The organism is Kribbella sp., assembly GCF_035655035.1.
Classification (GTDB): Bacteria; Actinomycetota; Actinomycetes; order Propionibacteriales; family Kribbellaceae; genus Kribbella.
The window spans coordinates 1-25,602 of record NZ_DASRVN010000453.1; the positions used below are offsets into that span (position 1 = coordinate 1).

Genomic DNA, 25,602 nt, shown 5'->3' on the forward strand with positions numbered 1-25,602 from the left:
ACTCACTCGGGCGCTGGGCGTTGCTGTTCACGGCCGCGCTCACGGTCGCCACGCTGGTCACCGGCGTACTCGTGCAGCCGATCGCGCGCCGCCTCGACGACCTGTCCACGGCCCGCGCGGTCGTCGTCTCGATGGGCCTGATGACGGTCGGTATGGCGCTCGCCGCGTTGACCGCGGTCGTACGTCGTCCGTGGCTCGCCGTACCGGTCGCGCTGGTCCTCGGCGCGGCGTACGGCATCGCGGTCGTCTCCGGTCTGCTCGAGGTGCAACGGATGGCGAGCCCCGCGGAGCTCAGCGCGCTGACCGGTGTGTACTACGCGCTCGCGTACGTCGGCTTCCTGCTCCCCGCGGTACTGGCGTTCCTCGGTCACTGGTTCGGGCTGCCGACGATGCTGACCGCCGTCACACTGACCTGCCTGGGCTGCACCGTCGTGTGTTCGACCGGCTGGTCACGCAAGGCTTCCTCGACCGCGGCGAGGTCCACGGCGTTGCCGGCGAAGGCCAGGTGAGCACGCGCGGCCGTCCACGACTCGCGGGCGGCCGCCACCTCACCGGCACGGACCTGTGCGCAGCCGAGGCGATGCCGGATTCGACCCTGTAGCAACGGGATCTGGAGCTCGTCGGCGATCTGCGCCGCGGACTTCAGCAACGCGATCGCCCGGACCAGGTTCCCCCGGGCCACCTCGACGTCGCCGAGCCCGCGGAGCGCCACCGCCTGCCCGTACGGCCAGCGATCGATCTGGGCGAAGCGCAGGCACTTGGCGAACACCTCGACGGCCTTGTCGAGCTCACCGCGGCGCAGCCGGATCTCGGCCAGGACCAGCTGCAGGAACGCCTCCTCCCCCGGCGAGCCGATGCTGCGGATCAGGCCGAGCGCCTCCTCGACCGCCGGCACCGCCTCGTCGTACCGGCCCTGCTCCATCCGGAGGTAACCGAGCTCGCCGATCAGGTGGATCTGCTGACGCAGCATGCCGAGCTCGCGGGCGATCGGCAGCGCGGTCTCGGCCCACCAGACGGCCTCGTCCAGCCGACCGGTCCGGCGGAGCGTCACACCGATCTCGTTGCACGCGTTGACGACACCGATCAGGTACTCGCCGTCGCACGCGAGCGACAGGCTCAGTGCCTGACTGGCCAGCGCGGCGGCCGGATCGTCGTGTACGCCGAGCAGTTCGCCACGCAGGTGATGGGCGTCGGCGGCACCGGCCGCGTGCCCGATCTCCGTGAACAGGGCAGCCGCGGCGACGGCGTGCGCGATACCGTCCTCCGGCTCGAAGACACTGCGTGAGCGGGCACAGATCGCCAGGTTCCGCAGCATCACGGCCTCGCCGAGACGGTTGCCGGCCCGGCGGCAGCAGTCCAGGCTGTACCGGGTGGTGCTCTCCAGCAGGTCGAGCGCGAACAGCTCGCCGTAGTCGACCATCGTGTCGGCCAGCTCCCAGGCCAGCTCGACGGCGCCGTGCTCGCCGGCCGTCCGGACCGCCGCGACCAGGCCGTCGCGTTCCGCCTCGAACCAGGCCAGCGGGTCCGCGACCAGCCGGTCGACGGTTGCTGACGGCAACGGATAACGCGCGGCGCGGCCGCCGATCCGCGGCACCACCCGGATGTGCGTCCCGTGATCGGCCGCGTCCGCCACGGTCAGCCAGGCAGCGAGGGCCCGGCGTACGGCGGCATCGCGGTCGGCGGCGGGTTCCTCGGCGTACGCGCGCTCGCGGGCGTACAGGTGCAGCAGCTCGTGCAGCCGGTGCCGTGGGCGGCCGTCGATGTCGCGGCCGACGACGTTCAGCAGCTGGGCGTCGACCAGCGTGCGGATCCCACGGTCGGCCTCGGCGGCGTCCGTGCCGAGCAGCGGCGCGGTCAGCCAGCTCGGCACGTCGCCGCCGTCGAGCAGCCCGAGCAACCGGAACAGCCGGCGCGGTCCGGCCGGGAGCCGTGCGTACGACTGCGCGAAGACCGTCCGCACCGAGGCGGCCGCGGAACCCTCGACCTCCAAGGCGTCGAGGCGATCGCCTTCGCGCAGTTGCCGGACCTGGTCGCGGACCGACAGGTACGGCTGGTCCGCGCAGTTGGCCGCGGCCAGACGAAGCGCCAGTGGCAGGAAGCCGCACGCCTCGGCCAGCTCCGCGGTCGCCTCCGGATCCGTGCGTTTGACCCCGAGGATGGAAGCCAGCAGCCGGACCGCGTCGTCGGCCGGCAGCGGTTCGAGCTCGATCCGGCGGGCGCCGAGATCCGACAGCAGGCCGGTCAGCCGGTGCCTGCTGGTCACCGCGACGACGCAGTCCGGGGCGCCGGGGATCAGTGGACGCACCTGATCGGCCGACGACGCGTTGTCCAGGATGATCAGCATCCGCCGTCCGCTGACCATCGTGCGGAACAGCGCCGACGCCTCGCTCTCGGTCCCGGGCACGCGGTCGGTCGCGACACCGACGGCCCGCAGCAGTTGCTTCAACGCGTCGTACGACGTGAGCGCGGGCGATGCGTCGTACCCGCAGAGGTTCAGGAACAGCTGTCCGTCCGGGTAGGCGTCGACCAGCGTATGCGCCCAGTGCACGGCGAGCGCGGTCTTCCCGACACCGCCGATGCCGGACACGACCACGACCCGCACGGTGCCGTCGTGGCTGCGCGCGGCCTCGGTGAGCTGCGCGAGTTCGCGGTCGCGGCCGGCGAAGTGCGGAACGCTCGGCGGGAGCTGGCGTGGCACGGACGGCGGCGGTACGGCGAGACGCGCACGCGTGCCGTCCAGCCCGGGCTCGCGGTTCAGGATCTGCCGGTGCAGGTCCGCGAGCATCGGCCCGGGTTCGACCCCGAGCTCGTCGAGCAGCGTCGTACGGATGTCCTGGTACGCGTCGAGCGCGTCGCCGATCCGGCCGGCCCGGTACAGGACCTGCATGTACTGGGCGCGGAACCGCTCGTTCAACGGGTCCTCGGCGATCAGCGCGGCCAGTTCCGAGGCGAGTCGCGCGTCCCGGCCGAGGCACAGGTCCGCGTCGATACAGCGGTACTGGGTCTCCCGGCGGCGCTCGTCCAGCTTCGTCGCGACGACCTGCACCGCGGCGCTCTCCACCCCGCTCAGCGCCGGACCACGCCACAGCCCGAGAGCTTCCCGCAGTACGCCGGACACGGCCGCCGGCTCGTCGGTGGTCGCGACCTCGGACACCAGCTGGTCGAACTCCATCGCGTCGAGTTCCCCGGTGTCGGCGCGCAGCAGGTACCCGGTCGGCAGCGTCCGGATCCGGTCGTCGTCGAGCAGCCCGCGAAGCCGCCAGACCGCGGTCTGGATCTGCTTGGCCGCGGTCGACGGCGGGGCGTTCCCCCAGGTCGCGTCGACCAGCTCGTCCGCGGACACCGGCCGGTTCGGCCGGCACAGCAGCCGCGCAAGCACTACCTGCTGGCGTCGCCCGCTGATCGCGACCTCACGGTCCTCCACCGCGATCTGCAGCGCCCCCAGGATCTTGAACCGCACCCCCGACCCCATACGATCACGGTCGCATGACACAGGGTCAGCAACCGAAAGGGCGCCGTCCCCCTGCGGAGACGGCGCCCTTTCGGGCAGAACCTGGATCAGCCCTGGACGAGCTTCACCGAGTTGATCGGCGTCAGGTTGTAGTCCGTGTACGAGTACTGGTTGTTGTGCCACACGCAGTTCGTGCCGTCGGAGCCCTTGCACAGCCACGACGTCGCGCCGCCGTACTGGTTGTTGAACACCCGGTGCAGGCCGTACTGGTTGTAGATCTTGTGCGGGCCGTACGAGTAGAAGACGTACGTCGGGTGGCCGCCGTTCCAGCCGGCTCCCGGGTACACGCAGACCGCACCGTACGGGCATCCCTCATAGGTACCGGCCGCCTGGGCCGGTGCGGCGACGGTGGCGGCCGCCGCGATCGTGCCGGCCGCGAGCGCGGTCGCGGCCAGCGGCTTGCTCAGCTTGCGCAGGTTGAAGCGCATTCGAAACTCCCCTCCTACGTCCCCGAGGACCATCCACGGGAGAAGACACGACCAGCCTGGCGCTCCGCGCTCTCCCGCCGGTCTTCTCCCGCTCTCCGCCCGGCCTTACCCGGTCTCGGGCTACCTAGAGGGTGTGCCGGAGGACGATCGTCACCCGGGTGGTTCCCCGGGGCAGCTTGACCCTGCCCGCCGCCTGGTCGATCCCGGCCTTCGCCGAGACGTTCTGGATGTTGTTGCGCAGGCCCGGCAGCTCGATGCTGTAGCCGGTGGCCCGGTTCGTGTCGCCGGTGAACTGGATCGTCACGGTCTTCCCGGCCGTGGTCAGGTGGTAGCCGAGGCGGGCGCCGTTCGTGATCGGGTAGTCGTCCAGCCCGATCTTCTCGCCGTTCCCCCGCAGCCACTCGTCCGGTACGCCGCGACCGACGATCACCGTGCCGTCGGACTTCTCCGCGATCAGCGAGTCGAACAGCACCTTGGTCGCCGTCGACTGCCCCCACATGTGCTGGTTCGAACCACCACCACCGGCCGCGTGGTCGATGTTCCACGGCGACGCCGCGTTCGGGTAGTCGACGCCCTCCCACCAGCCGAACGGGCCGCTCATGCTCTTGTCGATCATGAACTGGTACGCCTTGATCCCGAGGTCGCGGTACTGCTCACCGCGCAGCGCGGCACTCCCGTACCCGGCGTTGTACGCGCTCGAGAAGTACCCGTGCGGGTAGCCGCCGAAGTTGTAGATCGTGTCCGAGATCCCGGCCCGCCGCTGGAACCCGTGCGTGTACGTGTCGTCGATCTTGGTGAACATCGTCCCGCTCTGCGCGGCGCCGAACAGGTACCCGTCCCACGCCCAGCGGCCGAACAGGAACATCGACGCCCAGTTCGCGTCCCGGGGGTCCTTCCGCGGACCGGTCTCGTTCGGCTCGACCATCGAGATCGGGAGGTAGTCCAGCTTGTACTGCTGCATGGTCTGATCGATCCGCTCAGTCGCCACCTTGAGCAGATCGTCGTACTGCGCCTTCGCCCACGCGGCCTCGCCGGTCTCCCCCAGGGCGGTGGCGAGATAGCGGTACGTGGTCAGACCGGTCAGCGCGGCCCAGTTGTCGATCGTCCAGTACCCGTGCGAGTCGATCGCGTTGGTGGCCTTGATGATGCCCTTGCCGCCGTCGATGCGGTCGGTCTCGATCGTGTGCGTGTTCTTCTTGATCGTCTCGAACCGGCTGCGGACGAAGTCCTTGTCGCCGGTGCGCTGCAGGTAGAGCGCGTACGGCCAGGAGTACTTCCACTTCGCGTCGTCGTACTGCAGTTGGGCCGGCAGCGACGTCAGGTAGTCCTTGGCGTAGGTGAAGTCGCCGATGGTGAGCAGCGTCGACACGATGCCGATCGTGTCGTGGTCGAACATCTCGTCGTACCCGTTCTCACCGACGTGCAGTTCCTTGGTGCCGTTGATGTCGTCGCGGATGATCAGCGTGTAGATGTAGCCCGCCTTGTAGGCGTTGATCAGCCGCTTGTCCGGGAGGTCGGTGATGTTCGCGATCTTCGCGAGCCGCTGGTTCCAGTACTGGCAGATGTGCTGGTAGTGCTGGTCGAACCCGCCGAGCTGCTTGAGCTGGTCGGTGCTCGGCCAGTCGTACGTCCCGTCGAAGCGGTCCGCGGCCACGGCGTAGTCCCGGACGACCGTCTGCCCGGCGCCGATCGTCGTACCGCTGTCGTTGAGTGGGGTCAGCAGACCGGACACCCGGGGCAGCCGAGCCTCGTTGGGTCCCGTGTTCGTGACCGTCATCCGCGAGTACGCGACCTCGAAACGGTTGCCGCCGACAACGACCAGGTCGGCGAAGTTCTCGACCCTGATCCGCAGCCCGTCCTTGGAGTATTCGCTGATGAACGCCGGCAGGTAGCCCTCGGCGTTCGACCACGCGATCTTGCCCGGGATGTTCGGTACGCCGAACGTGATCATCGCGTCGCCCCGGCTGCGCAGCCGGTAGCTCCCGTCGATGAAGGCGATCGGCGCGTTCAGGTCGCCCTCCCAGCCGAACGACGAGGTCAGCCCGGGGTTCGTGACATACGTGTACTGCGCGTTCGCGGCCGAGGACAGCGCCTCGTCGAGGGCCGCCTTGACGAGCACATACGCGAGCCGCAGGGCGTTCCGCGACGCCGAGCTGTCCTGGAGGGTGGCGCGAGCTGCCGTTACCTCATTGTCCAACTGGGTCTGCGCGGACTCGCTCGCGGCGTACACGTCGGCGGTCGCGGCCTCGTCCAGGACGTTCTGCGTCAGCTGCTTGTACCCGTCGGCGGACGTGTCCGCGAGGGCCACGCCCGCCAGCGTAACGTTGCCGGAGGCATGCGTCTTGCGGGTCACCTGCGCGCTGATCCGGGCTGAGTCACCGGCCGCGAGGTTCAGCTCGAACGATTTGGTCACCGACGGGTCCGAGCTCACCAGGTCCGTGTTCACCGCCACCGGATCCGTCGCGCCGTTCAGGTACACCGAGATCTTCGCCGCCGCCCGCCAGACGCCGCTCACGAACCGCAGTGTGCGCGGCTCCGCGGCCGCCGGCACCGTGAGGTCGTAGCCGTACGGGTCGGTGAGGTCCACGTCGGTACTCGCTCCGTCGGCGAAGAAGATCCCGCCGTGATGCGTGCCCGCCTGCGTCGCCGTCGGCGTGCCGTTCGTCCACGAGTAGCTCACCGCGTTGTCGTTCTGGGAGCCGATCGTGCCACCGGTCTGCCGGTTGGTGACCGCGAGCTGCGGTTGGCCGGCTCGACGGTTGATCGTCGACCCGTCCAGGTGCATCCAGTCCGACGTACCGTCGGCGGTCAGGTTCATCTCCACGGGCGCGGCCGTCGCGGAGAACGTGCTGTCGATTGTCGACAATGCTGTTGCAGACAAGGACAGGTTGCCGGCCGGCTGCAGTTTGGTCGCGTACCGGCCGGTGACGACGACGCCCTCCCCCGAACGGATCGTCACGGTGTAACGCTTCACGGCCGCCGTACCGCCGGCGTTGACCGGCGTACTGTAGCTGCCGCTACCGTTGCTCGCGGCAACCGTCACGGAGCCGGTGGCCTGCCAGATCCCACCCACGAACACCAGGCGTCGCGGCGAGTCGGCGGGCGGCACCGTGATCCGGTACCCGGCGTCGTGCGCGGTCGCGGCGCCGACGGTCGTGGTGTCGTAGTTGAAGACACCGCCCGTCGTGACACCCGTTGCCCCGGGCCAGTTGAAGGACACCGGGCTGTCCCCCAGCGTCGTCCGGCCACCGACTGGGTTCAGGTCGTCGACGGCGAGCGTCGGCGCGCCGGGCTTGCGGTCGATCGAGGTGCCGGTGACGTGCACCCAGTCGACGTCGCCGGCCGCCGAGAGGTCCATGGCACCGGCGACACCGCGGCCGCTGGGGAGGTTCTCGACGTTGACGACGAACGGGGCGGCGGATGCTGCGGCCGCCGGAGCTGCTGGTGCGGAGATCACTGCGGTCACCACGAGCGCCCCGGCGGTGAGCGCCGAGAGCAGTCTGGTTCCGTGCCTCATCATGTGTCCCTTCGGCCTGGCAGGCTGGAGTCGCGGACGATCAGTTCGGGTTCGAGCAGGACGTGTTGCGGGGTGCGGGGATCACCCGCCATCAGGTTGTCGACGGCCTGGATCAGCTGCCGTCCGACCTCGTCGATCGGCTGCCGCAGGGTGGTCAGCCCCGGGCTCACCAGCGCGGCGGTCGGCGAGTCGTCGTATCCGGTGATCGCGACGTCGGCGCCCGGGCGGAGGCCGCGTTCGTGCAGGGCCCGCATGACGCCGAGCGCGAGCGTGTCGGACGCGCAGACGAGGGCGGTCGCGGGACGGGCGGCGTCGAGCATCCGGTGCGCGGCCTGGCGGCCGTTCTCCAGCGAGTCGACGACGGCGGCCTGCAGATCGGTGTCCAGGTTGCGTTCCTGGCAGGCGTCCAGCCAGCCGGCGCGGCGGTCCTCGCCGAGCTCGGAGTCGGCGGGCCAGCCGATGTGGCCGATCCGGGTGTGTCCCTGGGCGGCGACGTGGGCGGTCGCGGCGCGGGTACCGGCGCAGCCGTCGACGTCGACCCAGGCCACCTCCTCGTCACCGTCCCAGGACCGGCCGAACGCGGCGAACGGCACGCCCCACGACCGCAGCGCCGCCACCCGGTCGTCGTTGCGGTGCGTCTCGGCGAGGATGAACGCGTCGATCGAGGTCTTCTTCAGCAGGTCCCGGTACGCCTTGATCTCCCCAGCCGGGCCGTCCTCGGCGTGACACAGGATCAGGTGGTACCCGGCGTCGGCCGCGGACGCGTTCAGGACGTACAGGAAGTCGTCCATCAGCATCGACGCCTTGTCCGGGCGGGCCGGCCGCATCTTGAACGCGATCAGCGACGAACTGCGGTTGCGCAGCGCCCGGGCGGACAGGTTCGGCTCGTACCCGAGCTCCTCGACCGCGGCCAGGATCCGCTTCCGCGTCTCCGGCGCGACCCGGTCCGGGTTGTTCAGCGCGTTCGACACCGACTGCGCCGACACCCCCGCCCGCTGCGCCACCTGGACCAGCGTGACGTGCCCGTGCGGGGTCGGCCCACGGCTGGTGTGCTGCATCGGCGGACTCCCAGATATTAACGTTAAAAGCTCAGTCGGCAAGCTACTGAGTCAGAACCCACGCCGTCAAGGCCTCGAAGTTTTAACGCTAACGCCGGTCAGCGCAGAAGGCCGGGCTCGAGGCGGGCATGCTGTTCCGGCTGACGTCGTACGGGATCAGTTCCTCGAGCTGACGTTCGCGTTCTGCGCCATCACCGCCCGGCCGACGGCCGCCAAGCTGCAACTGGCCGCCGAGGGTACGTCGTTCCGAGCGCTCTTCGACGGGTGTCAGCCCGCGCGCCTACCGCGCACCGGCGAACGGGCCAGCGTCCTGACGAGATAGCGCCCGCCTCGCACGCTGACCAGCAGCAGTGCGCACCACGCGATCCAGATGCCGACGATCAGCCCGATCGCGCGGGTTGTGTCGCCGGACGACTCGCGCTGTGGGATGACCGCGCCGCCGGTGCGGGGGAAGACGACGTCGATGTAGTCGCCCTCCGACGGATACGGCTGGTGCAGGTCCTCGGTGCCGCTGACCTTGAGCCTCGAGCCGGTCGGCCCGAGCACCAGGATCACCGGCGGCTTACCGGCCGACGGCTGCATGCTGACAACCTGCGCCTTCGACACCGCCCGGGCGCCGCGGTCGCGAATCCCCCACGCCTGCGCGGTCCCCGTCACGGCGACCGTCGTCACGAGCAGCACAAACACCGCCAACAAACCGACGATGAGCCGCTCAAGCGTCTTCATGTCTTCCAGTATGAAGAGATCCACCGACAGTTTCGCCCGCAGAACAAGGTTCCGAAGTACAAGCTGGAGCCGTCGTCGCAGGGTTAGTGTCGAGGGCATGAGCGAACTTGTGGTGGATGCTCCGATCGTCGCCGTGACCGTTTATCCGGATCGGGCGCGGGTTACGCGGCGGGGTGTGGTCGTCGTGCCGGGTGGGGATCAGACGGTGTACGTCGAGCCGCTGGCGGTGGAGCTGGAGAAGGACAGCGTGCGGGTTTCCGGGCGCGGGGCGGCGACCGTGCTCGGGGTGGATCTCCTGACGCGGCATCATCCACAGGCGCCGGACGCATCGGTGGCCGAGGTCGAGCGGGCGTGGTACGAGGCGCAGGACGCGATCGCCGCGCTCGCGGACGCGGACGACGTCCAGGAACGGCTGGACACGTTCCTCGGCCAGCTGGCGAAACGGGCCGGTGGCAGCTTCGCGCGGGCGCTGGCGTCCGGGGATGCGGACGCGGAGCTCGGCGGGTTCACGGAGTCGTTCGCCGGCCGGTTGTCCGCCGTACGGGCGAAGCGCCGGGAGCTGGCCACCCAGCGACGCGAGGCCGAGCAGCGGTTCGGGGCCCTCGATCGGCGGCTGACCGCAATGCGCGAGCAACGCCTGCCGGACCGGCAGGCCGCTGCCGTCGCGCTGGAGCTGGCGGCCGAGGCCGAGGTGGAGATCGAGCTGTCGTACGTTGTCCCGCGGGCGGGATGGTCGAGCTCGTACGACGCACGCCTGGAGGGTGATCGGTTGACGGTGACCTGGTACGGGATGATCACGCAGTACACCGGCGAGGACTGGCCGGAGTGCGATCTGACGCTGTCGACCGCCCGGCCGACCGTGACCGCGAAGGTGCCGGAGCTGGACCCGTGGTACCTCGACCGCTCCCGCCCACCGGCGCCGGCGGCCGTGCCGGTGAGCCGAGGCCCGCGAGCGGACGGCCGCGAGGCAGCGGCCTTCGACGCGAGCGGGACCGCGTGGATGGAGCAGGAGCAATCGAGACTCGTGGACCGCTCCGCAGCGGTCGAGCAGGGCGTGACGGCGGCGACGTACACCCCGCCGCGCCCGGTCGCCGTACCGGCCGACGGAGCGAGCCACCGCGCGACGATCGCCGCCATCGAGCTCGACGCCGAGCTGGACTACATCACCGCACCGGTCCGCTCCACCGACGTTCACCTGCGCGCCACCGTGGTGAACTCGTCCGAGCACACGCTCCCGGCCGGCAGTGCCGCGGTCTTCCACGACGCGGACTTCGTCGGCTCGGCCGCGCTGCCGCTCTGGGCACCGGGTGAGGACGTCGAGCTCGCCCTCGGCCTCGACGACCGCATCCGCGTCGAGCGCAAGCTGGTACGGCGGGAGGCGTCGAAGGCCACGCTCGGCTCCACCCGCCGCCGGCAGGTCGAGTACGAGACCCGCATCGAGAACCACACGCCCCGGCCGGCGAAGATCACGGTCCTCGACCAGCTCCCGGTGGCCCGCGACCACGAGATCACCGTCAAGCCGGTGACCACCGACCCGCAACCGGCCGAGACCACCGACCTCGGCGTCCTGACCTGGAAGCTCGACCTCGAACCCGGCGCCGAGTCGGTGATCAGACTCGGCTTCCGGGTCGACACCGCCAAGGCCCTCGACCTCACCGGCTGGCGTGAATGATCACGTAACTTCGAGGTTCGCCATCATGCCCATGTCCTCGTGCTCGGCGTTGTGGCAGTGGAACAGGTACCGGCCGCGATAGCCGTCGAACCGGGTGATGAGCTCGGCGGACTCCCCCGGCCGTAGCGACACGGTGTCCTTGAGACCGGCGTCGTGCGGCAGCGGGTCGCCGCCGCCGCGCGACAGGATGCGGAACCCGACAAGATGCAGGTGGACGGGATGATGCACGTCCGCGACCAGCCGCCAGACCTCCACATCACCGAGCCGCGTGGTGATGTCGGTACGATCCGGCGCGAATGGCTGCCCGCCGATCAGCCACCCGTGCCCGTGCCCCAGCTGCCCGGCCCGGAAGGAGATGTCCCGCACCCGGACGGCGTCCGACCGTTTCCACTCCGGCAGGTCCTCGGACAGCACCTCCGGGATGCGGCTCGGATCGGCCGCCTTCCGTACGACGTGGAACGCCAGTACGTCGCGCGTCCGCCCGGAGCCGAGCCGGTTCACGATCCGTACCCGGCCGCCGATCGGGACCTTGCCGAAGTCCAGGATCACGTCGTACCGCTCGGCGGGCGCGATCGGCAGGTTCCGGTGCGTGACGGACGTGTGCAGCAGGCCCTGGTCGGCGCCGATCTGGACCAGGTCGAGGCGGCGCCCGTCGTCGAGGACCGCTTCGAGGTCGTAGTGCCGCGCGTTCGACGCGTTCAGGATCCGGAGCCGGTAGCGGACCGCGTCGACCTCGTGCACCGGCCAGGGCGCGCCGTTGACCAGTACGACATCGCCGAGAAGGCCCGCGATATAAGGCTCCTTGACGCCGGGTTGCATCATCAGCGACGGATCGATCGATGGGTAGGCCAACGACCCGTCGGCGGCGAAGGCCCGGTCCGCGATCATCAGCGGCAGCTCGTGGACGCCGGACGGCAGGCCGAGCGCATCCTCGGCGTCGTCGCGGACGAGGTGCATCCCGGCCAGCCCGCGCCAGACGGCCGGGCCGGTGAAGTCCATCCGGTGGTCGTGGTACCAGAGCAGCGTCGGCCGCTGGTCCAGTGGATACGTATACAGCCGGGTGAGCTCACTCGTCACCGCCCGCGGATCGCGCATCCCGTGGCCCATGTCCTGCCACCCGGCCGGCAGCACGAGATCCGTCGGATACCCGTCCGATGAGGGCGGCGTCCGGCCGCCGTGCAGGTGCACCACCGACGGCACCGGCAACTCGTTGCGGTGGGCAACTTCAACCGTCCGGCCGCACCGCGATTCGATCGTCGGCCCCGGGAACGTCCCGCCGTACGTCCACAACCGGGTCGGCACCCCGGGCAGGATCTCCGCCGTCACCTCCCGCTGCACGATGTCGTACCGATCCGCGCCGGACAGCACCCGCGGAACCGGCAGCGGGACCTGATACGCAGGCGGCAGCGGTACGCCGCTGCGCAGGACAGCACCCGTCATCGCCGGGCGCCGCGACAGCGCGGCAGCACTCGACAGCCCACCGGCCGCGACGACTCCGAGCGCTCCCCCGATCCCGAACAGCTGCCGGCGACTCATCCGCTCAGGCATGCTCGACCACCGGCTGCCGCCAGCTCGCGACGAACATCAGTACGACGGCGGCGATCGTCACCACGCCAAGCGGGAGGTGCAACCAGAGCGCCCCGTCCTGCCCCGCGAAGTACTGCACGGTCTCCGCGGCCACCACGCCCAGCGACGCGGCGAAGGGCCACACCTGCCGCAACCGGATCCACACCACCACGGCCGCGAACACCTGCAGATAGCCGATCGAGGTCGTGATGTTCGCACCCATCGCGTGCATCCGCAGCCCGTCGAAGTCGCCGCTCAGATAGACACCGGCGAACACCGGCTGCGCGAAGATCGCCACCAGGTGCACGGTGACGAGTCCGCGGAAAACCCACCCACTGATCATGTCTCGACACTATGATTCTGGAGTTATGAGAGTCCAAGACCAATATCGCTATCTCGTTATGACCGAGGACGCATGATGGACCTCACCACGCTCCGCCAGTTCGTCGTCGTCGCCCGTCTCGAACACCTCAGCCGCGCGGCCGACGAGCTGCACGTCGCGCAGCCCTCGCTGAGCCGGACCATCGCCCGCCTGGAGAGCGAGCTCGGTACGCCGCTGTTCGACCGCACGAACCGCCTCCGGCTGAACCCGGCCGGCGCCCTCTTCCGTGGGTACGTCGAACGCGCGCTCGGCGAACTCGACGCCGGGCAGCGCGCCGTCGCCGAAGCGACCGAACAGGGCGCGGGCAGCGTCCGGCTCGCGGCCGAGACGTTCCTCGCGCTGACCGAGCCGATCGCGGCGTTCAAGCGCGAGCACCCGACGATCGAGATCGAGCTCCACCAGCTGCCGGCCGTGGAGATGCCGCGCCGGCTGCGCGCGCAGGACGTCGACCTGTGCGTCGCATCCCAGCCGATCCCGGCCGCCGGGCTGGAGTCGGCGGTGCTGCTCGACGAGCAGGTGCTGGTGGCGACGCACCTCGACCACCCGTTCGCTCAGCGCACTTCCCTCAAGGTCGCGGACCTCGCCGACCAGCCGTTCGTGATCGCCCGCAAGGGGCAATGGCAGCGCTGGCTGCTCGATCGGCTGTTCGCCGAGGCCGGTCTGACGCCGCGGATCGTCTGCGAGAGCGACGAGGCCGCCGCGATCCAGGAACTGATCCGCTCCGGCATCGGCATCGGCTTCAACCCGGACTTCGCCCGCCGGACGATGCCCGACTACCCGGTCGCCGCGATCCCGGTCGACCACCCGGAGTGCCGCCGTACCCTCTCGTTGCTCTGGAGCGCCGACGCCGGCCTGTCGACGGCCGCCCAGCTGATGCGGACGGCGATCACGAGCTGGCCCTGGACGCCTCCAGCGCAAGCAGGAGTTCGGCGACCGCGCGCGGGTCGGTGAGCGAGCGGCCGGTACGTTCCTCGATGCGGTGCAGGCGGTGCCGGACCGTGTTCGGGTGGCAGTACAGGTGTTCGCCGGTCTCGGTCGCCGACCCGTGGTGCGTCGACCACGCGGACAAGGTGTCGAGCAGTACTTCGCGGTCGTCGGGAGCGAGGTCGTCGAGGCCGCCGAGCACCTTGTGCACGAAGTACTGCATGACGTCCGGCGCCGCCGCGGCCACCATCGTCAGCGGCGACTCGTCGAACAACGTGACGGCCTTCGACCCGGCGAGCGCCACGCGGGCGAACCGTACGGCCTGGCCGGTCCCGTCGAGTTCGTCGTACGGCGGGCTGATGCCCACTCGTCCGGTCGCGGACTTGCCGAGCAGGTCGACGAGTACGGCGAGCCGCCCCGACGGTACGGCGACGACGCCGATCTGCAGCTCGGGCAGCAGCCGCCACGCCGATGCCAGCCCGACCGCGCGCAACCGCTCCTCCGCGGCGGGCAGTGCTTGCCGACCGACCTCGGGTACGGCGGCCGCGACCACGACGAACGGGCCCTTGTACGGCAGCCGCAAGAGCTCGGCCGCCTCCCAGACCGTCCCGCCACCCGGCATCCGCCCTTCGAGCAGCGCCTCGACCAGCGCGGACCGTTCCTGGTCCTGGGCGAGCAGCCGCCGGGACTGTACGTCGCGGTACGCGTCCGTCATCGCGTCCGTGTACGACGACTGCACCTGCCACAGCCGGCTCGACGCCTCCACGACGACCTGATCCGTCAGCCCGGCCGACGCAGCCTCGGCCAGCACCGCGTCCCACAGGTACCGCGTGCCGACCCGGTACGCCGCCATCACATCTGCCAGCGGTGCACCCTGCTCGGCACGCAACCGCCCCGTCTCGCGCGCCGACACCGGATCCGAACTGGCACCGCCGAGCGACTCCAGCATGTACCGGAAGTTCGCCCCGCAGGACGCCCGCAACGCCTCCCCGGCCACCAGCCCACCATCGCGGTAGAACTCGATCTCGGCCTCGATCCGCGAGGCCATCGCCTCGACCAGCTCGTCCGCCCGCGCGTTCATCCGCTCCACCAGCGCGCCGAGTGCAGTCATCTTCGGAGCATAGGAGGTGCCGCCCGCTTTGAGCAGGACGGCACCCCCAAGGACACCACAGCTCAGAGCTGAGCTACGCGACCCGCATAGCGCTGCGTCCAGCCGGTCACGCCGTTCGCGGTCAGCGTCACGTCGTAGTAACCCTGCTTCGCCGGCCAGGTGACGACCTTCGACGTACCGGCGGCGACGGTGATCACCTGGTCCCGGCCGAGGAAGTCGTTCGCCGTCAGCGTGAAGGTCACCGGACGGGAGCCGTCGGCGTGCAGGGTGAACTTCACCGTGCCGTTGCCGGCCGGGCCCTTGACCAGGCCGGCCTCGACCCGCGGGATCGCGACGTCGGTCTTCCCGGCCGGCACGACCTGACCCGCGAACGTCCGGACGAACCGGTCCGGGCCGTAGATCGAGAACGCATACTGCCCGCCGGTCTGGTTCGCGTCCCAGACGTACTGCTTGGGCGCCTTGTTGCTGACCGTGTGCGGCTCGCCGTACAGCACCTCCGGCTTGAACTTGTCCGGGTACACCAGCAGGCTGACGGCCTTGCCGTCCCGGCCGCCTTCAAGGCTCATCGCCGCGGTGACCGAACCGGCCGCGCGGTCCTCGACCAGCACCGCGTGCGCGTGGAACGGCAGCGGTCGCACCTTGAGCGGCCCGTGGCTCGGCTGCACAGGCATCGCCTGCTGCCCAACGGCGGGCTGCGGCACGGCCGGCAGCTTGGTGTCCGCCACCACTACCGCGGCGAGGTCTGCCGGCTTCGGCAGCGTCGGGAACGAGTTGTCGAAGCGGCTGAAGTCGATCGCCGACAGCATGTCGCCGGACACGCCACGCCGCCAGTCGCTGATGTGCTGGCAGATCGCGGGCTTGCCGAGGGACTTCGTCCACTGCTCGATCAGCATGATCGTCGAGGTGTGGTCGAACACCTCCGAGCAGACCCAGCCACCGCGCGTCCACGGCGACACCATCACCATCGGGACCCGGCCGCCGAAGCCCGGGAACAGGCCCGGCGCGCCCTCACCCGGCGTACCGTCCTCCGGGATCGCCGGCAGGACGTGGTCGAAGAAGCCGCCCTGACCGACGCGGTTGGCGCCGTTCGGCTCGTCGTAGTTGAGGATGATCAGCGTCGAGTCCCACAGCTCCGGGTTGTCGTGGACCGCCTTGATCACCCGGTCGACGTAGATCGCGCCGTAGTTCGGTGCGCTGTTCGGGTGCTCGCTCCAGGCACCCGGCGAGGTCACGTAGGACACCTGCGGCAGGGTCCCGGCGGCACAGTCGGCGATGAAGTCCTTCAGGACGTAGTCGACGTTCGACGGGTCGTTGCCGACCCCGGCCGACGGCTGCGAGTGGGTCGTCAGCACGTTGGCCCGGGCCAGCAGCCCCGAACCCGGCTTCGAGTTCTCCGGATCCGCGTTCTTCGGGTCGTACGCCGCGAAGTCGCGCAGCAGGTTGTCCTCGAAGTCACCGAGGAACCGCGTGGAGATGTCGTTGTTCAGGTACATCTGCCAGCTGACGCCGGCGCGCTGCAGCACCTCCGGGTAGGTCTCCCACTTGAACAGGAACTGCCCGTTCTGGCTGTTGTTGATCCGCGGGCCGCCACCGAGGGTGCCCTGCGGGTCGTTGGTCCCGGTCCAGAACATGATCCGGTTCGGGTCGGTGCTGGTGTTCAGCGAGCAGTGGTAGTGGTCGGCGACCGTGTACGCCTTGGCCAGCGCGTGCTGCCACGGGACGTCCTGCTCCTTGAAGTAGAACATCCGGCCGGCGGTGTTCTGCGCGTTGTACTTCGTGGTGTCGGCGTGGTACGGGAGCAGGTAGCCCTCGGCGCGGCTGGACGGCTCGTAGAAGTTCGTCCGGCCGTTCTGCCAGGTCAGCGCCTGCTTGTCGCCGAAGCCGCGGACCCCCGGCAGGTCGAGGGTGCCGAAGTAGTGGTCGAACGACCGGTTCTCCTGCATGACGATGACGATGTGCTTCAGGTCGGCGATCGTGCCGGTCCGGCCGGTGCTCCCGGCCGCTTCCGGGGCCGGCGCGGCCGCGGCGGTCTGCGGGTCCTTGCCGATGGTCAGCCCGGCGGCCGCCGCTGCCGCCGCGCCGGCGGTGACGCCCGCGGCCTGCAGCATCGTGCGCCGGGAAACCTTGCTTCCCAACTCTTTCTCAGACATTTCCTTCACCTGTCGATCGTGGGGCGAGCTCTGCACGATGACCCACGGTTTCGATCGCTCCGACCGCCGGTCAATGGTCCGGACCAATCCGTCGGAGAAAATTCACGTGGGATTCTCCGGCGGCGGAGAGCGTTCGGCAGCGGTTCATCGGCAGTGTCTGGAGGATTGGTCCGGACAAGTCGTAGGTTCGGCGAGGTGATCGGAAGGAACCAGCAGCTGCCGGACGCGACCGACCAGCAGCCGGCCCGCGGCGCCCGGTGGTGGTGGATCGTCGCGGCAGTCCTGGTGATCGTCGCTGTCGCGGTGACCGCGAGCCTCCTGCACACCGGTACGCAGGCCGCCCCGGCCGCGGCGACCAGTCCGGCGGCCGGTGCGGCGATCAAGCTGGCGGCAGGGTCGCCGACCTGTATCGACGCCTGGTCCGGCGGCCCGGTGGGCACGTACACCTTCGACTTCCTGAACGACGAGGGCGACGACCTGGAGGTCTACCTCGAGGACGTGAAGACCCGGCAGGTCTACCTCGAGGTGGAGAACTTCGGCGGCGGCGCCACCCGGCAGGTGACCGCACTGTTGCCTCCGGCAACGTACCGGTGGGTGTGCATCACCTCGTACACGATCAAGTACAGCAAGCCGGTCGTCGTCACCGGCGCCGAGCCGCGCGAGCAGGTCCACGGCGTGGTGCCGGTGACACCGCTGGACCTCCGGATCCCGATCAACCAGTACGTCGCCTGGGTGCAGAGTCAACTGCCGACGCTGGCCAAGCAGACGCAGCAACTGCAGACCGACCTGCACGCCGGCGATCTCGCGGCCGCGAAGCGCGACTGGCTCGCCGGACACCTCACGTACGAGACGCTTGGTGCGGCGTACGGCGCGTTCGGCGCGGTGAACGACGCGATCAACGCCGATCCACCGGCCGCCGGAGCAGCCGACGCGAAGTTCGGGGGCTTCCGCAAGATCGAGGCGATGCTATGGGCGGGCCGACCCGCTGCCGCGATCGCACCGTACGGCGATGCGCTCGTCGCGGCGGTCGGGCGGCTCCGGGCCGAGCTGATCAAGCCGAACGCGATCACGCCGCTCGCCATCGGCGTCCGCGCCCACGAGATCCTCGAGGACACCCTCGGCCGCGACCTGAACGGGACCGGCGACGCCGGCAGCCGGACCGACCTCGCCACCGTCGACGCCAACCTGACCGGCACCTCCCACGCGTTGGCGCCGCTGTTGCCATTGCTCCGCAAGCAGGACCCGTACCTGACCGAAACCCAGCAATGGCTGACGAAGACACAGCAACTGGTGCAGAGCTACCACCACCGAAACGGATGGGTTCCCTTGTCGTCCCTCACCATCGCCCAGCGGGCCCAGCTGAACGCCGACGTACAGCAAGCCGTCGAGCTCCTCTCGCACGTCGCCGTCATCACCGAGCCCCGGAACGCGACCCGATGACCGGGCGCGAAGGATTCAGCCGACGCGGCTTCCTGGGCGCCGCGGTCGCGGGGTCGGCGAGCGCGGTGGCCGCTGCCACGGCGGTCCAGGCGAGCACCGCGGTTGCGGACGAGCCCACGTCGTACCCGTTCGAAGGTCAGCATCAGCGCGGCATCGTCGAGCCCGCACAGCAGGCGTCGGTGTTCGTGGCCTTCACGGTCACCGCATCCGATCGAGGGCGGCTGCAGCAGTTGCTGAAGACACTGACCTCGACGATCCGGTACCTGACGACCGGACAGGCGCGACCGGCCGACAGCATGGTGTCGACGGCGTACGAGAACGGGGTGCTCGGGTCGGAGATCGTGCCCGACGGGCTCACCGTGACGGTGAGCGTTGGAGCCGGCCTGTTCGACGGCCGTTTCGGGCTCGGGCCGGTCAAGCCCGCGCGGTTGCGGGCGATGGACGAGTTCCCCAACGACGCGCTCGACCGGAGCGTGTGCGACGGGGACCTGCTGCTGCAGATCTGCGCACACCACCGCGACACCGTGCTGCACGCGTTGCGCATGCTGACCCGTGCCACCCGCGCCGACCTCCAGGTGCGGTGGCGGAAGGAGGGCTTCACCAGCCCTCCCCGCCCGGCTGGAACGCCGCGCAACCTGCTGGGATTCAAGGACGGCACCGCGAACAAGGAGGTCCTCGACGACGCCAAGCTCACCGACCAGATCGTGTGGACGAAGGGCGGCGGCCACGAGCCCGCCTGGGTCGACGGGGGTTCGTACCACGTGGTCCGGCTGATCCGGATGTTCGTCGAGTTCTGGGACCGGGTCTCGGTACTGGAACAGCAGCGGATGATCGGGCGGGACCGGCACAGCGGCGCGCCGCTCACCGGTGCGGAGGAGTTCGACGTACCCAACTACGGCAAGGACCCGTACGGCAACGTCGTCCCGGCCACGGCGCACATCCGGCTCGCGAACCCCCACGACGGGACGGTCGACGACCAGCGAATGCTCCGCCGCTCGTACAACTACAGCGAGGGCACCGACCCGAACGGCCAGCTGGACATGGGACTGGTCTTCGCCTGCTTCAACCAGGACCTGGAGCGGCAGTTCGTCACAGTGCAGAAGCGGTTGGTCGACGAGCCGCTCGTGGACTACATCTCGCCGTACGGCGGTGGCTACTTCTTCGCGCTGCCGGGCGTCCGCGACGACTCGGGCTGGCTCGGCCAAGGCATGTTCGGCTGACCTCCGGCCGGCCGCCGTTCGACGTCGTTGTTCGCGCGCACAGCCGGGGCGCCGTGACGTTGGCCGCCGCCCCATCGCCTCCCGCCGCTCCGCACCGGATCGTGGACACCACAGCGAGCCGAGCCACGGAGCGACACCATGACCAACCTCAGCCTGAACCTTTCCGAGTCCGCCGCGATGTACCCGGACCACCCCGCGATCCGCCTGGACGACGACGTCCTGAGCTACACCGCCCTCGACGACGCGGCCTCCCGGGTCGCCACACTGCTGCAGGAGTACGGCGTACAGCCCGGCGACCGGGTCGGGCTGATGCTGCCGAACGTCCCGGAGTTCGCGATGATCTTCTACGGGATCCTCCGGGCCGGCGCGGTCGCCGTACCGATGAATCCGTTGCTGAAGCGGCGCGAGGTCGAGTACTACCTGGGCGACTCCGGCGCTCGGGTGCTGTTCGCCTGGCACGAGGTCGTTGGCGAGGCCACGGATGCCGGCGCGCAGCTCGTGCCGGTCGCGCCGGGCGAGTTCCGTGCGCAGGTCGCCGGACGCCGTCCGCTCGCGAACCCGGCCAGCCGGGACGGCGACGACACCGCGGTCATCCTCTACACCTCCGGCACCACCGGCCGCCCGAAAGGCGCCGAGCTCACCCACGCCGGCCTGAACACGAACCAGGCCGTCACCGCCCGGACGCTGATTCTGGTCGGTCCGGACGACGTGGTGATGGGCTGCCTGCCGCTGTTCCACGTCTTCGGGCTGACCTGCGGGTTGAACGCCGCGATCGCCAACGGCGCCACGCTCACGCTGATCCCGCGCTTCTCCCCCGCCAAGGCACTCGAGGTGATCGAGCGCGACCGGGTGACGGTGTTCGAGGGTGTTCCGACGATGTACGCCGCGATGCTCGGCGTCCCGGACCGCGCGCAGTACGGCGTGGGCACGCTGCGCACCTGTATCTCCGGCGGCGCCGCCCTCCCGGTCGAGGTCCTGCGGGGGTTCGAGGAGGCGTTCGGCTGCATCATCCTGGAGGGCTACGGCCTGTCCGAGAGCTCGCCGGTCGCGTCGTTCAACCACCCGAACGCGGTCCGCAAGCCCGGGTCGATCGGTACGCCGATCGAGGGCGTCCGGATGCGGATCGTCGACGAGGAGCGCAAGCCGGTGCAGCCTGGTGACATCGGTGAGATCCAGATCGGCGGCCACAACGTGATGAAGTCCTACTGGAACAAGCCCGCGGAGACCGCGGCCACCATCGACGCCGACGGCTGGCTGAACACCGGCGACCTGGCCCGTCAGGACGAGGACGGGTACTACTTCATCGTCGACCGGAAGAAGGACCTGCTGATCCGCGGCGGCTACAACGTGTACCCGCGCGAGGTCGAGGAAGTCCTGTACGAACACCCCGCCGTCGCCGAGGCCGCCGTGATCGGCATCCCGCACCCGACCCTGGGCGAAGAGATCGGCGCCGCCGTCGCCCTGAAGCAGGGTACGACGGCGACGCCCGAGGAACTGCGCGACTTCGTGAAGGCCCGGATCGCGGCGTACAAGTACCCCCGCACGGTCTGGCTGGTCTACGAACTGCCGAAGGGTCCGACAGGCAAGATCCAGCGCCGCGACGTCGTCGCCCCGGAAGGAACCCTCCAATGACCGCCACGGCAGACGAACTGGCCGCCCCGCTCGACCTGCTGCTGACCAGTGCGGCCGTCGGGCCGCTGCGGAGGTTTGCGCCGGATGCGGCTTGGGCGCGGATGGCCGGCCGCTTGGCCGCCCGGCCCCGCACCCTCCGCCACCGCGCCGCGAACCTGGCCGGCGAGCTCGGCCAGATCGCCGTCGGCCACTCGGACCGCGCGCCGTCCCGCCGCGACCGCCGGTTCGCCGACCCGGCCTGGACCCAGAACCCGGTACTGCGCCGCGTCGTCCAGGCCTACCTGGCGGCCGCCGAGACGGCCGCCGCGCTGCCCGCGGACGCGGAGCTGGACTGGCGGGACAAGCAGCGGATGACCTTCGTGGTCGACAACGTCGTCGAAGCACTTGCCCCCAGCAACAACCCGGGCCTGAACCCGTCCACCTGGAAGGCGTTGATCGACACCGGCGGGTTGAGTGCGGTCGCCGGAGTACGGAATCTTGTCCGTGATCTGGCGAGCGCCCCGCGCGTGCCGAGCATGGTCGATCCGCGGGCGTTCGAGGTCGGCGAGACGCTCGCCGTCACGCCCGGCGCGGTGGTGTTCCGGAACGAGGTGCTGGAGCTGATCCAGTACACGCCGCAGACCGCGAAGGTGCGGACCGTGCCGTTGCTGATCGTCCCGCCGGTGATCAACAAGTACTACGTCGTCGACCTCGCCCCCGGCCGCAGCATGGCCGAGTACTTCGTCCAGCAGGGCCAGCAGGTGTTCACGATCTCCTGGCGCAACCCCGACGCCCGGCACCGCGACTGGGACTTCGACACGTACGGCGCCGCGATCCTGGCCGCGATGGACGCCGTACGGCGGATCACCCGGACCGACGCGACGCACCTGTTCGCGACCTGCTCGGGCGGGATCCTCGCGTCGATGCTGCTCGGGCACCTCGCCGACCGCGGCGAACTCGACCGGGTCGCGACGTTCACGCTCGCCGTCTCGGTCCTCGATCAGAGCCGGGCCGGTCTCGCGTCGGCCGCGCTCGACGAGCGGATGGCGGCGGCCGCGATCGCGTCGTCGGCGTCCAAGGGTTTCCTGGACGGGCGCGCGCTGGCCGAGGTGTTCGCGTGGTTGCGGCCCACGGACCTGATCTGGAACTACTGGGTCAACAACTACCTGCAGGGCCGGACGCCGGCCGCGTTCGACGTGCTGTTCTGGAACGCCGACACGACCCGGATGACCGCGGCGTTGCACCGGGGATTCGTGGAGCAGGCGATGACGAACTCGCTGACCGAGCCGGGCGCGGCGACGATGCTCGGGTCGCCGGTCGACCTCTCGAAGATCACCACGCCTTCCTACGTCGTCGCGGGCATCACCGACCACATCTGCCCCTGGCAGTCGTGCTACCGCAGCACGCAGTTGCTCGGCAGCGACAGCCGGTTCGTGCTGTCGACCGCGGGGCACATCGCGTCGATGGTCAACCCTCCGGGGAATCCGAAGGCTACGTATCAGGTGAACGATTCGAACCCCCAGGACCCGGAAGAGTGGTTGCAGACGGCAACTACCGAGCAAGGGTCGTGGTGGGTGGACTACATCGGTTGGCTCGGTTCGCGGAGTGGGCGGGTGAAGGTCGCGCCCAAGACGCTCGGCGGGGCCGGACTCGAGCCGATCGAGGACGCTCCCGGTAGTTACGTGCGGGAGTCGTGACGTGGAGGTGATGGCCGTCGCGGGGCGGCAGATCCGGTACGACGTGCGGCTCGGCGATGCACGGCGTACGCCGCTCGTGCTGTGTTGCGGGATCGGGGCAGGTCTCGAAGTACTGCAGCCGGTCGTGGACGAGCTCGACGGCACGGTGATCCGCTTCGACGTACCGGGCGTGGGTGGTTCGCCGGCCGGGTTGCTGCCCGACGGTATCCCCTGGCTCGCGTGGATCGTCGACCGGATGCTGACGCGGCTCGGGTACCGCGAGGTCGACGTGCTCGGGTTGTCGTGGGGCGGCGCGCTGGCGCAGCAGCTCGCGTTCCAGCATCGGCGGCTGGTACGGCGGCTCGTGCTCGTCAGCACCGGCACCGGCGTACTGATGGTGCCCGGACGGCCGACCACGCTCTTCAAGATGGTGACACCGCGACGCTTCGGCGATCCGTCGTACGCGGCCGGCGTCGCGGCGTACCTGTACGGCGGAAGCGCACGTAAGCACTCCGACACGATCCGGACTGTGTTCGGGCAGCAGGTACGCGCGGGCTCGCTCCGCGGGTACCTGTACCAACTGGCCGCCGGCGCGTGCTGGACGAGTCTCCCGTTCCTGCCGCTGATCCGGCAGCCGACGCTCGTCCTCACCGGCGACGACGACCCGATCATCCCGGTCGTCAACGGCCGCATCCTGGCCGGCCTGATCCCGAACGCCGAACTGCACATCTACCGCGGCGGGCACGTCGAGCTCGTCACCGAGGCGCCCGTGCTGGTGCCTGTCATCACCAAGTTCTTGAGGAGGGCGTCATGACCACCGATCCGATCGACTTCTACGGTCTCGAGATGCTGCTCGACCAGCACGACCGCGAGCGGCTGCATGCGGTCCGCGAGTTCGGCGACAAGCAGGTCGCCCCGATCATCAACGACTACTGGACCCGGGCCGCGTTCCCGTTCGAGCTGATCCCGGCGCTGCGCGACCTCGGCATCGTCGGTACGCCGTACGAGGGTTATGGCTGCCCCGGCCGGAGCTTCCTGCTCGACGGGCTGATCGCGATGGAGCTCAGTACGGCGGATCCGTCGATCGCGACGTTCTTCGGCGTCCACAGTGGTCTCTCGATGGGGTCGATCTACCTGTGCGGATCGGAGGAACAGAAGCAGCGCTGGCTGCCGGCGATGGCGCGGCTGGAGCTGATCGGCGCGTTCGGGCTGACCGAGCCCGAGGTCGGGTCCGGTGCGTCCCGAGGGCTGCAGACGACCGCCCGGCGCGACGGTGACACGTGGGTGCTGAACGGTCAGAAGAAGTGGATCGGCAACGCGACGTTCGCGGACCTCACCGTGATCTGGGCGCGGGACGTCGAGGACGGTCAGGTGAAGGGGTTCGTCGTCGAGAAGGACACGCCCGGGTTCAGTACGTCGAAGCTCGAGGACAAGATGGCGCTGCGCGTCGTACAGAACGCGCTGATCACGCTGGACGACGTACGGGTGCCGGAGGCGAACCGGCTGGCGCGGGCGAACTCGTTCAAGGACACCGCGCGGGTGCTGCTGATGACCCGGGCCGGGGTCGCGTGGATGGCGGTCGGGTGTGCGCGCGGTGCGTACCGGCACGCGCTCGCGTACGCGCGGGACCGCGAGCAGTTCGGACGCCCGATCGCCGGGTTCCAGCTGGTCCAGGACCTGCTGGTGAAGATGCTCGCCAACACCACCGCGTCCGCGACCCTCTGCGCGCGGCTGTCCCAGCTGCAGGACGGCGGTGTCGCGTACGACGAGCACGCGTCGCTCGCGAAGGCGTTCTGCACGACCCGGATGCGCGAGTCCGTCGGGTACGCGCGCGAACTCCTCGGCGGCAACGGCATCCTGCTCGAACACAACGTCGGGCGGTACGTCGCGGACGCCGAGGCCATCTACTCCTACGAAGGCACCCGCGAGATGAACACGCTGATCGTCGGCCGCTCGATCACCGGGCTGTCCGCGTTCGCATGAGCGTCAGCGTGAGCGTCATCGTCGGCGTCAGAGGGATCCGGACAGCCACCGTGAAGCGACCTTGAACTTGTTCTCCAGGCGGGCGCGGACCGCATCCGCGACCAGCTGCTCGAGGGTGCCGCGGACCACCGGCAGCGACGCGGTGATGTGCAGGTCGAAGGCCTGCCGGGTGCCACGCCCGACCGGCAGGATGCGCGTCGTACCGCTCAGCTTCACGGTCGCGCCGCCGACACCTGCCGTGCCGGTGACACCGCCGTCCACGTCGGCCTCGCGGGCACCGTCCAGGCCCGCGCGGTGCCACCGCTTGGACTGCTCCAGCTCCAGCTTGTTGCCGACGAACCGGCGCGCGACGACCGGCACCTCGGAGACCAGCCAGTGCACCTGCACCGCGACGTCGTCACCGTCGTCGCCCACCTCCACGCCGTACGACTGCGTCTGCAGCTGCTCGAACACCTGCTCCTGGAACGTGATGTCGGTGATCATCGCGAAGACTTCCTCCGGCGAGGCGTCGTACGACGTGGCGAGAGACAGATGCATGGCCCCATCTTGCCCGAACCGGCGCATCCGGTCAGGGCCGCAAAATCCGTACCGGATCCGAATACTCAGCGGAAGGGTGGTGACACGATG

General features: G+C 69.9%; 18 protein-coding genes. 8 read left to right on the plus strand and 10 right to left on the minus strand.

The window, feature by feature from the left end; translation table 11 throughout:
• Positions 1 to 367: 367 nt before the first annotated feature.
• The 5 genes from VFF46_RS24885 to VFF46_RS24905 form a co-directional block, all read right to left on the minus strand.
• Positions 368 to 3,472 (minus strand): AfsR/SARP family transcriptional regulator, encoded by a 3,105-nt coding sequence (locus VFF46_RS24885; protein ID WP_325039621.1) that lies wholly within the window; start codon positions 3,470 to 3,472, stop codon positions 368 to 370.
• A gap of 86 nt (positions 3,473 to 3,558) precedes the next feature.
• Positions 3,559 to 3,939 (minus strand): hypothetical protein, encoded by a 381-nt coding sequence (locus tag VFF46_RS24890; RefSeq protein WP_325039622.1) that lies wholly within the window; start codon positions 3,937 to 3,939, stop codon positions 3,559 to 3,561.
• A 124-nt stretch (positions 3,940 to 4,063) separates the two neighbouring features.
• Positions 4,064 to 7,456, minus strand: coding sequence for a sugar-binding protein (locus tag VFF46_RS24895; protein ID WP_325039623.1), 3,393 nt, complete (start codon positions 7,454 to 7,456; stop codon positions 4,064 to 4,066).
• Positions 7,456 to 8,514 carry a LacI family DNA-binding transcriptional regulator gene (locus VFF46_RS24900; RefSeq protein WP_325039624.1) on the minus strand — a complete coding sequence of 353 codons (1,059 nt, stop codon included), beginning with the start codon at positions 8,512 to 8,514 and terminating at the stop codon, positions 7,456 to 7,458. Before VFF46_RS24900 ends, VFF46_RS24895 begins: the two co-directional genes overlap by 1 nt.
• A 267-nt stretch (positions 8,515 to 8,781) precedes the next feature.
• Positions 8,782 to 9,240, minus strand: coding sequence for a hypothetical protein (locus VFF46_RS24905; protein ID WP_325039625.1), 459 nt, complete (start codon positions 9,238 to 9,240; stop codon positions 8,782 to 8,784).
• Positions 9,241 to 9,337: 97 nt separating this feature from the next.
• On the opposite strand from VFF46_RS24905, the gene VFF46_RS24910 reads away from it, so the two are divergent.
• The gene (locus VFF46_RS24910; protein ID WP_325039626.1) at positions 9,338 to 10,912 is read left to right on the plus strand and encodes a DUF4139 domain-containing protein; all 1,575 of its coding nucleotides are present in this window, start codon (positions 9,338 to 9,340) and stop codon (positions 10,910 to 10,912) included.
• Here the strand turns inward: VFF46_RS24910 and VFF46_RS24915 are convergent, their stop codons facing one another.
• Positions 10,913 to 12,448 (minus strand): multicopper oxidase family protein, encoded by a 1,536-nt coding sequence (locus VFF46_RS24915; protein ID WP_325039627.1) that lies wholly within the window; start codon positions 12,446 to 12,448, stop codon positions 10,913 to 10,915.
• Positions 12,449 to 12,452: 4 nt separating this feature from the next.
• Positions 12,453 to 12,821: a hypothetical protein gene (locus VFF46_RS24920; RefSeq protein WP_325039628.1), complete on the minus strand. Its 369-nt coding sequence runs from the start codon at positions 12,819 to 12,821 to the stop codon at positions 12,453 to 12,455.
• A gap of 72 nt (positions 12,822 to 12,893) precedes the next feature.
• Between VFF46_RS24920 and VFF46_RS24925 the strand changes: the two genes are divergently transcribed.
• Positions 12,894 to 13,811, plus strand: coding sequence for a LysR family transcriptional regulator (locus VFF46_RS24925; RefSeq protein ID WP_325039629.1), 918 nt, complete (start codon positions 12,894 to 12,896; stop codon positions 13,809 to 13,811).
• Here the strand turns inward: VFF46_RS24925 and VFF46_RS24930 are convergent.
• Together VFF46_RS24930 and VFF46_RS24935 are read right to left on the minus strand one after the other, a co-directional pair.
• Positions 13,747 to 14,895 carry a helix-turn-helix domain-containing protein gene (locus VFF46_RS24930; protein WP_325039630.1) on the minus strand — a complete coding sequence of 383 codons (1,149 nt, stop codon included), beginning with the start codon at positions 14,893 to 14,895 and terminating at the stop codon, positions 13,747 to 13,749. The two genes, VFF46_RS24925 and VFF46_RS24930, sit on opposite strands and share 65 nt — an antisense overlap.
• Positions 14,896 to 14,957: 62 nt before the next feature.
• A complete protein-coding gene (locus VFF46_RS24935; RefSeq protein ID WP_325039631.1) occupies positions 14,958 to 17,045 on the minus strand; it encodes an alkaline phosphatase family protein in 2,088 nt (695 codons plus the stop codon).
• A 195-nt stretch (positions 17,046 to 17,240) separates the two neighbouring features.
• Between VFF46_RS24935 and VFF46_RS24940 the strand changes: the two genes are divergently transcribed.
• The 6 genes from VFF46_RS24940 to VFF46_RS24965 all read left to right on the plus strand — a co-directional run bounded on the left by VFF46_RS24940 (position 17,241) and on the right by VFF46_RS24965 (position 24,975).
• On the plus strand, positions 17,241 to 18,485 hold the full coding sequence (locus VFF46_RS24940; RefSeq protein WP_325039632.1) for an EfeM/EfeO family lipoprotein: 1,245 nt from the start codon (positions 17,241 to 17,243) through the stop codon (positions 18,483 to 18,485).
• Positions 18,482 to 19,705 carry an iron uptake transporter deferrochelatase/peroxidase subunit gene (gene efeB / locus VFF46_RS24945; RefSeq protein WP_325039633.1) on the plus strand — a complete coding sequence of 408 codons (1,224 nt, stop codon included), beginning with the start codon at positions 18,482 to 18,484 and terminating at the stop codon, positions 19,703 to 19,705. Before VFF46_RS24940 ends, efeB begins: the two co-directional genes overlap by 4 nt.
• Before the next feature lie 138 nt (positions 19,706 to 19,843).
• Positions 19,844 to 21,337 (plus strand): long-chain fatty acid--CoA ligase, encoded by a 1,494-nt coding sequence (locus VFF46_RS24950; RefSeq protein ID WP_325039634.1) that lies wholly within the window; start codon positions 19,844 to 19,846, stop codon positions 21,335 to 21,337.
• Positions 21,334 to 23,013 (plus strand): PHA/PHB synthase family protein, encoded by a 1,680-nt coding sequence (locus VFF46_RS24955; RefSeq protein WP_325039635.1) that lies wholly within the window; start codon positions 21,334 to 21,336, stop codon positions 23,011 to 23,013. Before VFF46_RS24950 ends, VFF46_RS24955 begins: the two co-directional genes overlap by 4 nt.
• Positions 23,014 to 23,023: 10 nt before the next feature.
• Entirely contained in the window at positions 23,024 to 23,806 is a 783-nt protein-coding gene (locus tag VFF46_RS24960; protein ID WP_325039651.1) for an alpha/beta fold hydrolase, read from the plus strand.
• Positions 23,803 to 24,975: an acyl-CoA dehydrogenase family protein gene (locus VFF46_RS24965; RefSeq protein ID WP_325039636.1), complete on the plus strand. Its 1,173-nt coding sequence runs from the start codon at positions 23,803 to 23,805 to the stop codon at positions 24,973 to 24,975. The genes VFF46_RS24960 and VFF46_RS24965 overlap by 4 nt, the downstream gene beginning before the upstream one ends.
• 27 nt (positions 24,976 to 25,002) lie before the next feature.
• On the opposite strand, the gene VFF46_RS24970 is transcribed toward VFF46_RS24965, so the two are convergent.
• On the minus strand, positions 25,003 to 25,512 hold the full coding sequence (locus tag VFF46_RS24970; RefSeq protein WP_325039637.1) for a DUF2505 domain-containing protein: 510 nt from the start codon (positions 25,510 to 25,512) through the stop codon (positions 25,003 to 25,005).
• Between the last annotated feature and the right edge of the window lie 90 nt (positions 25,513 to 25,602).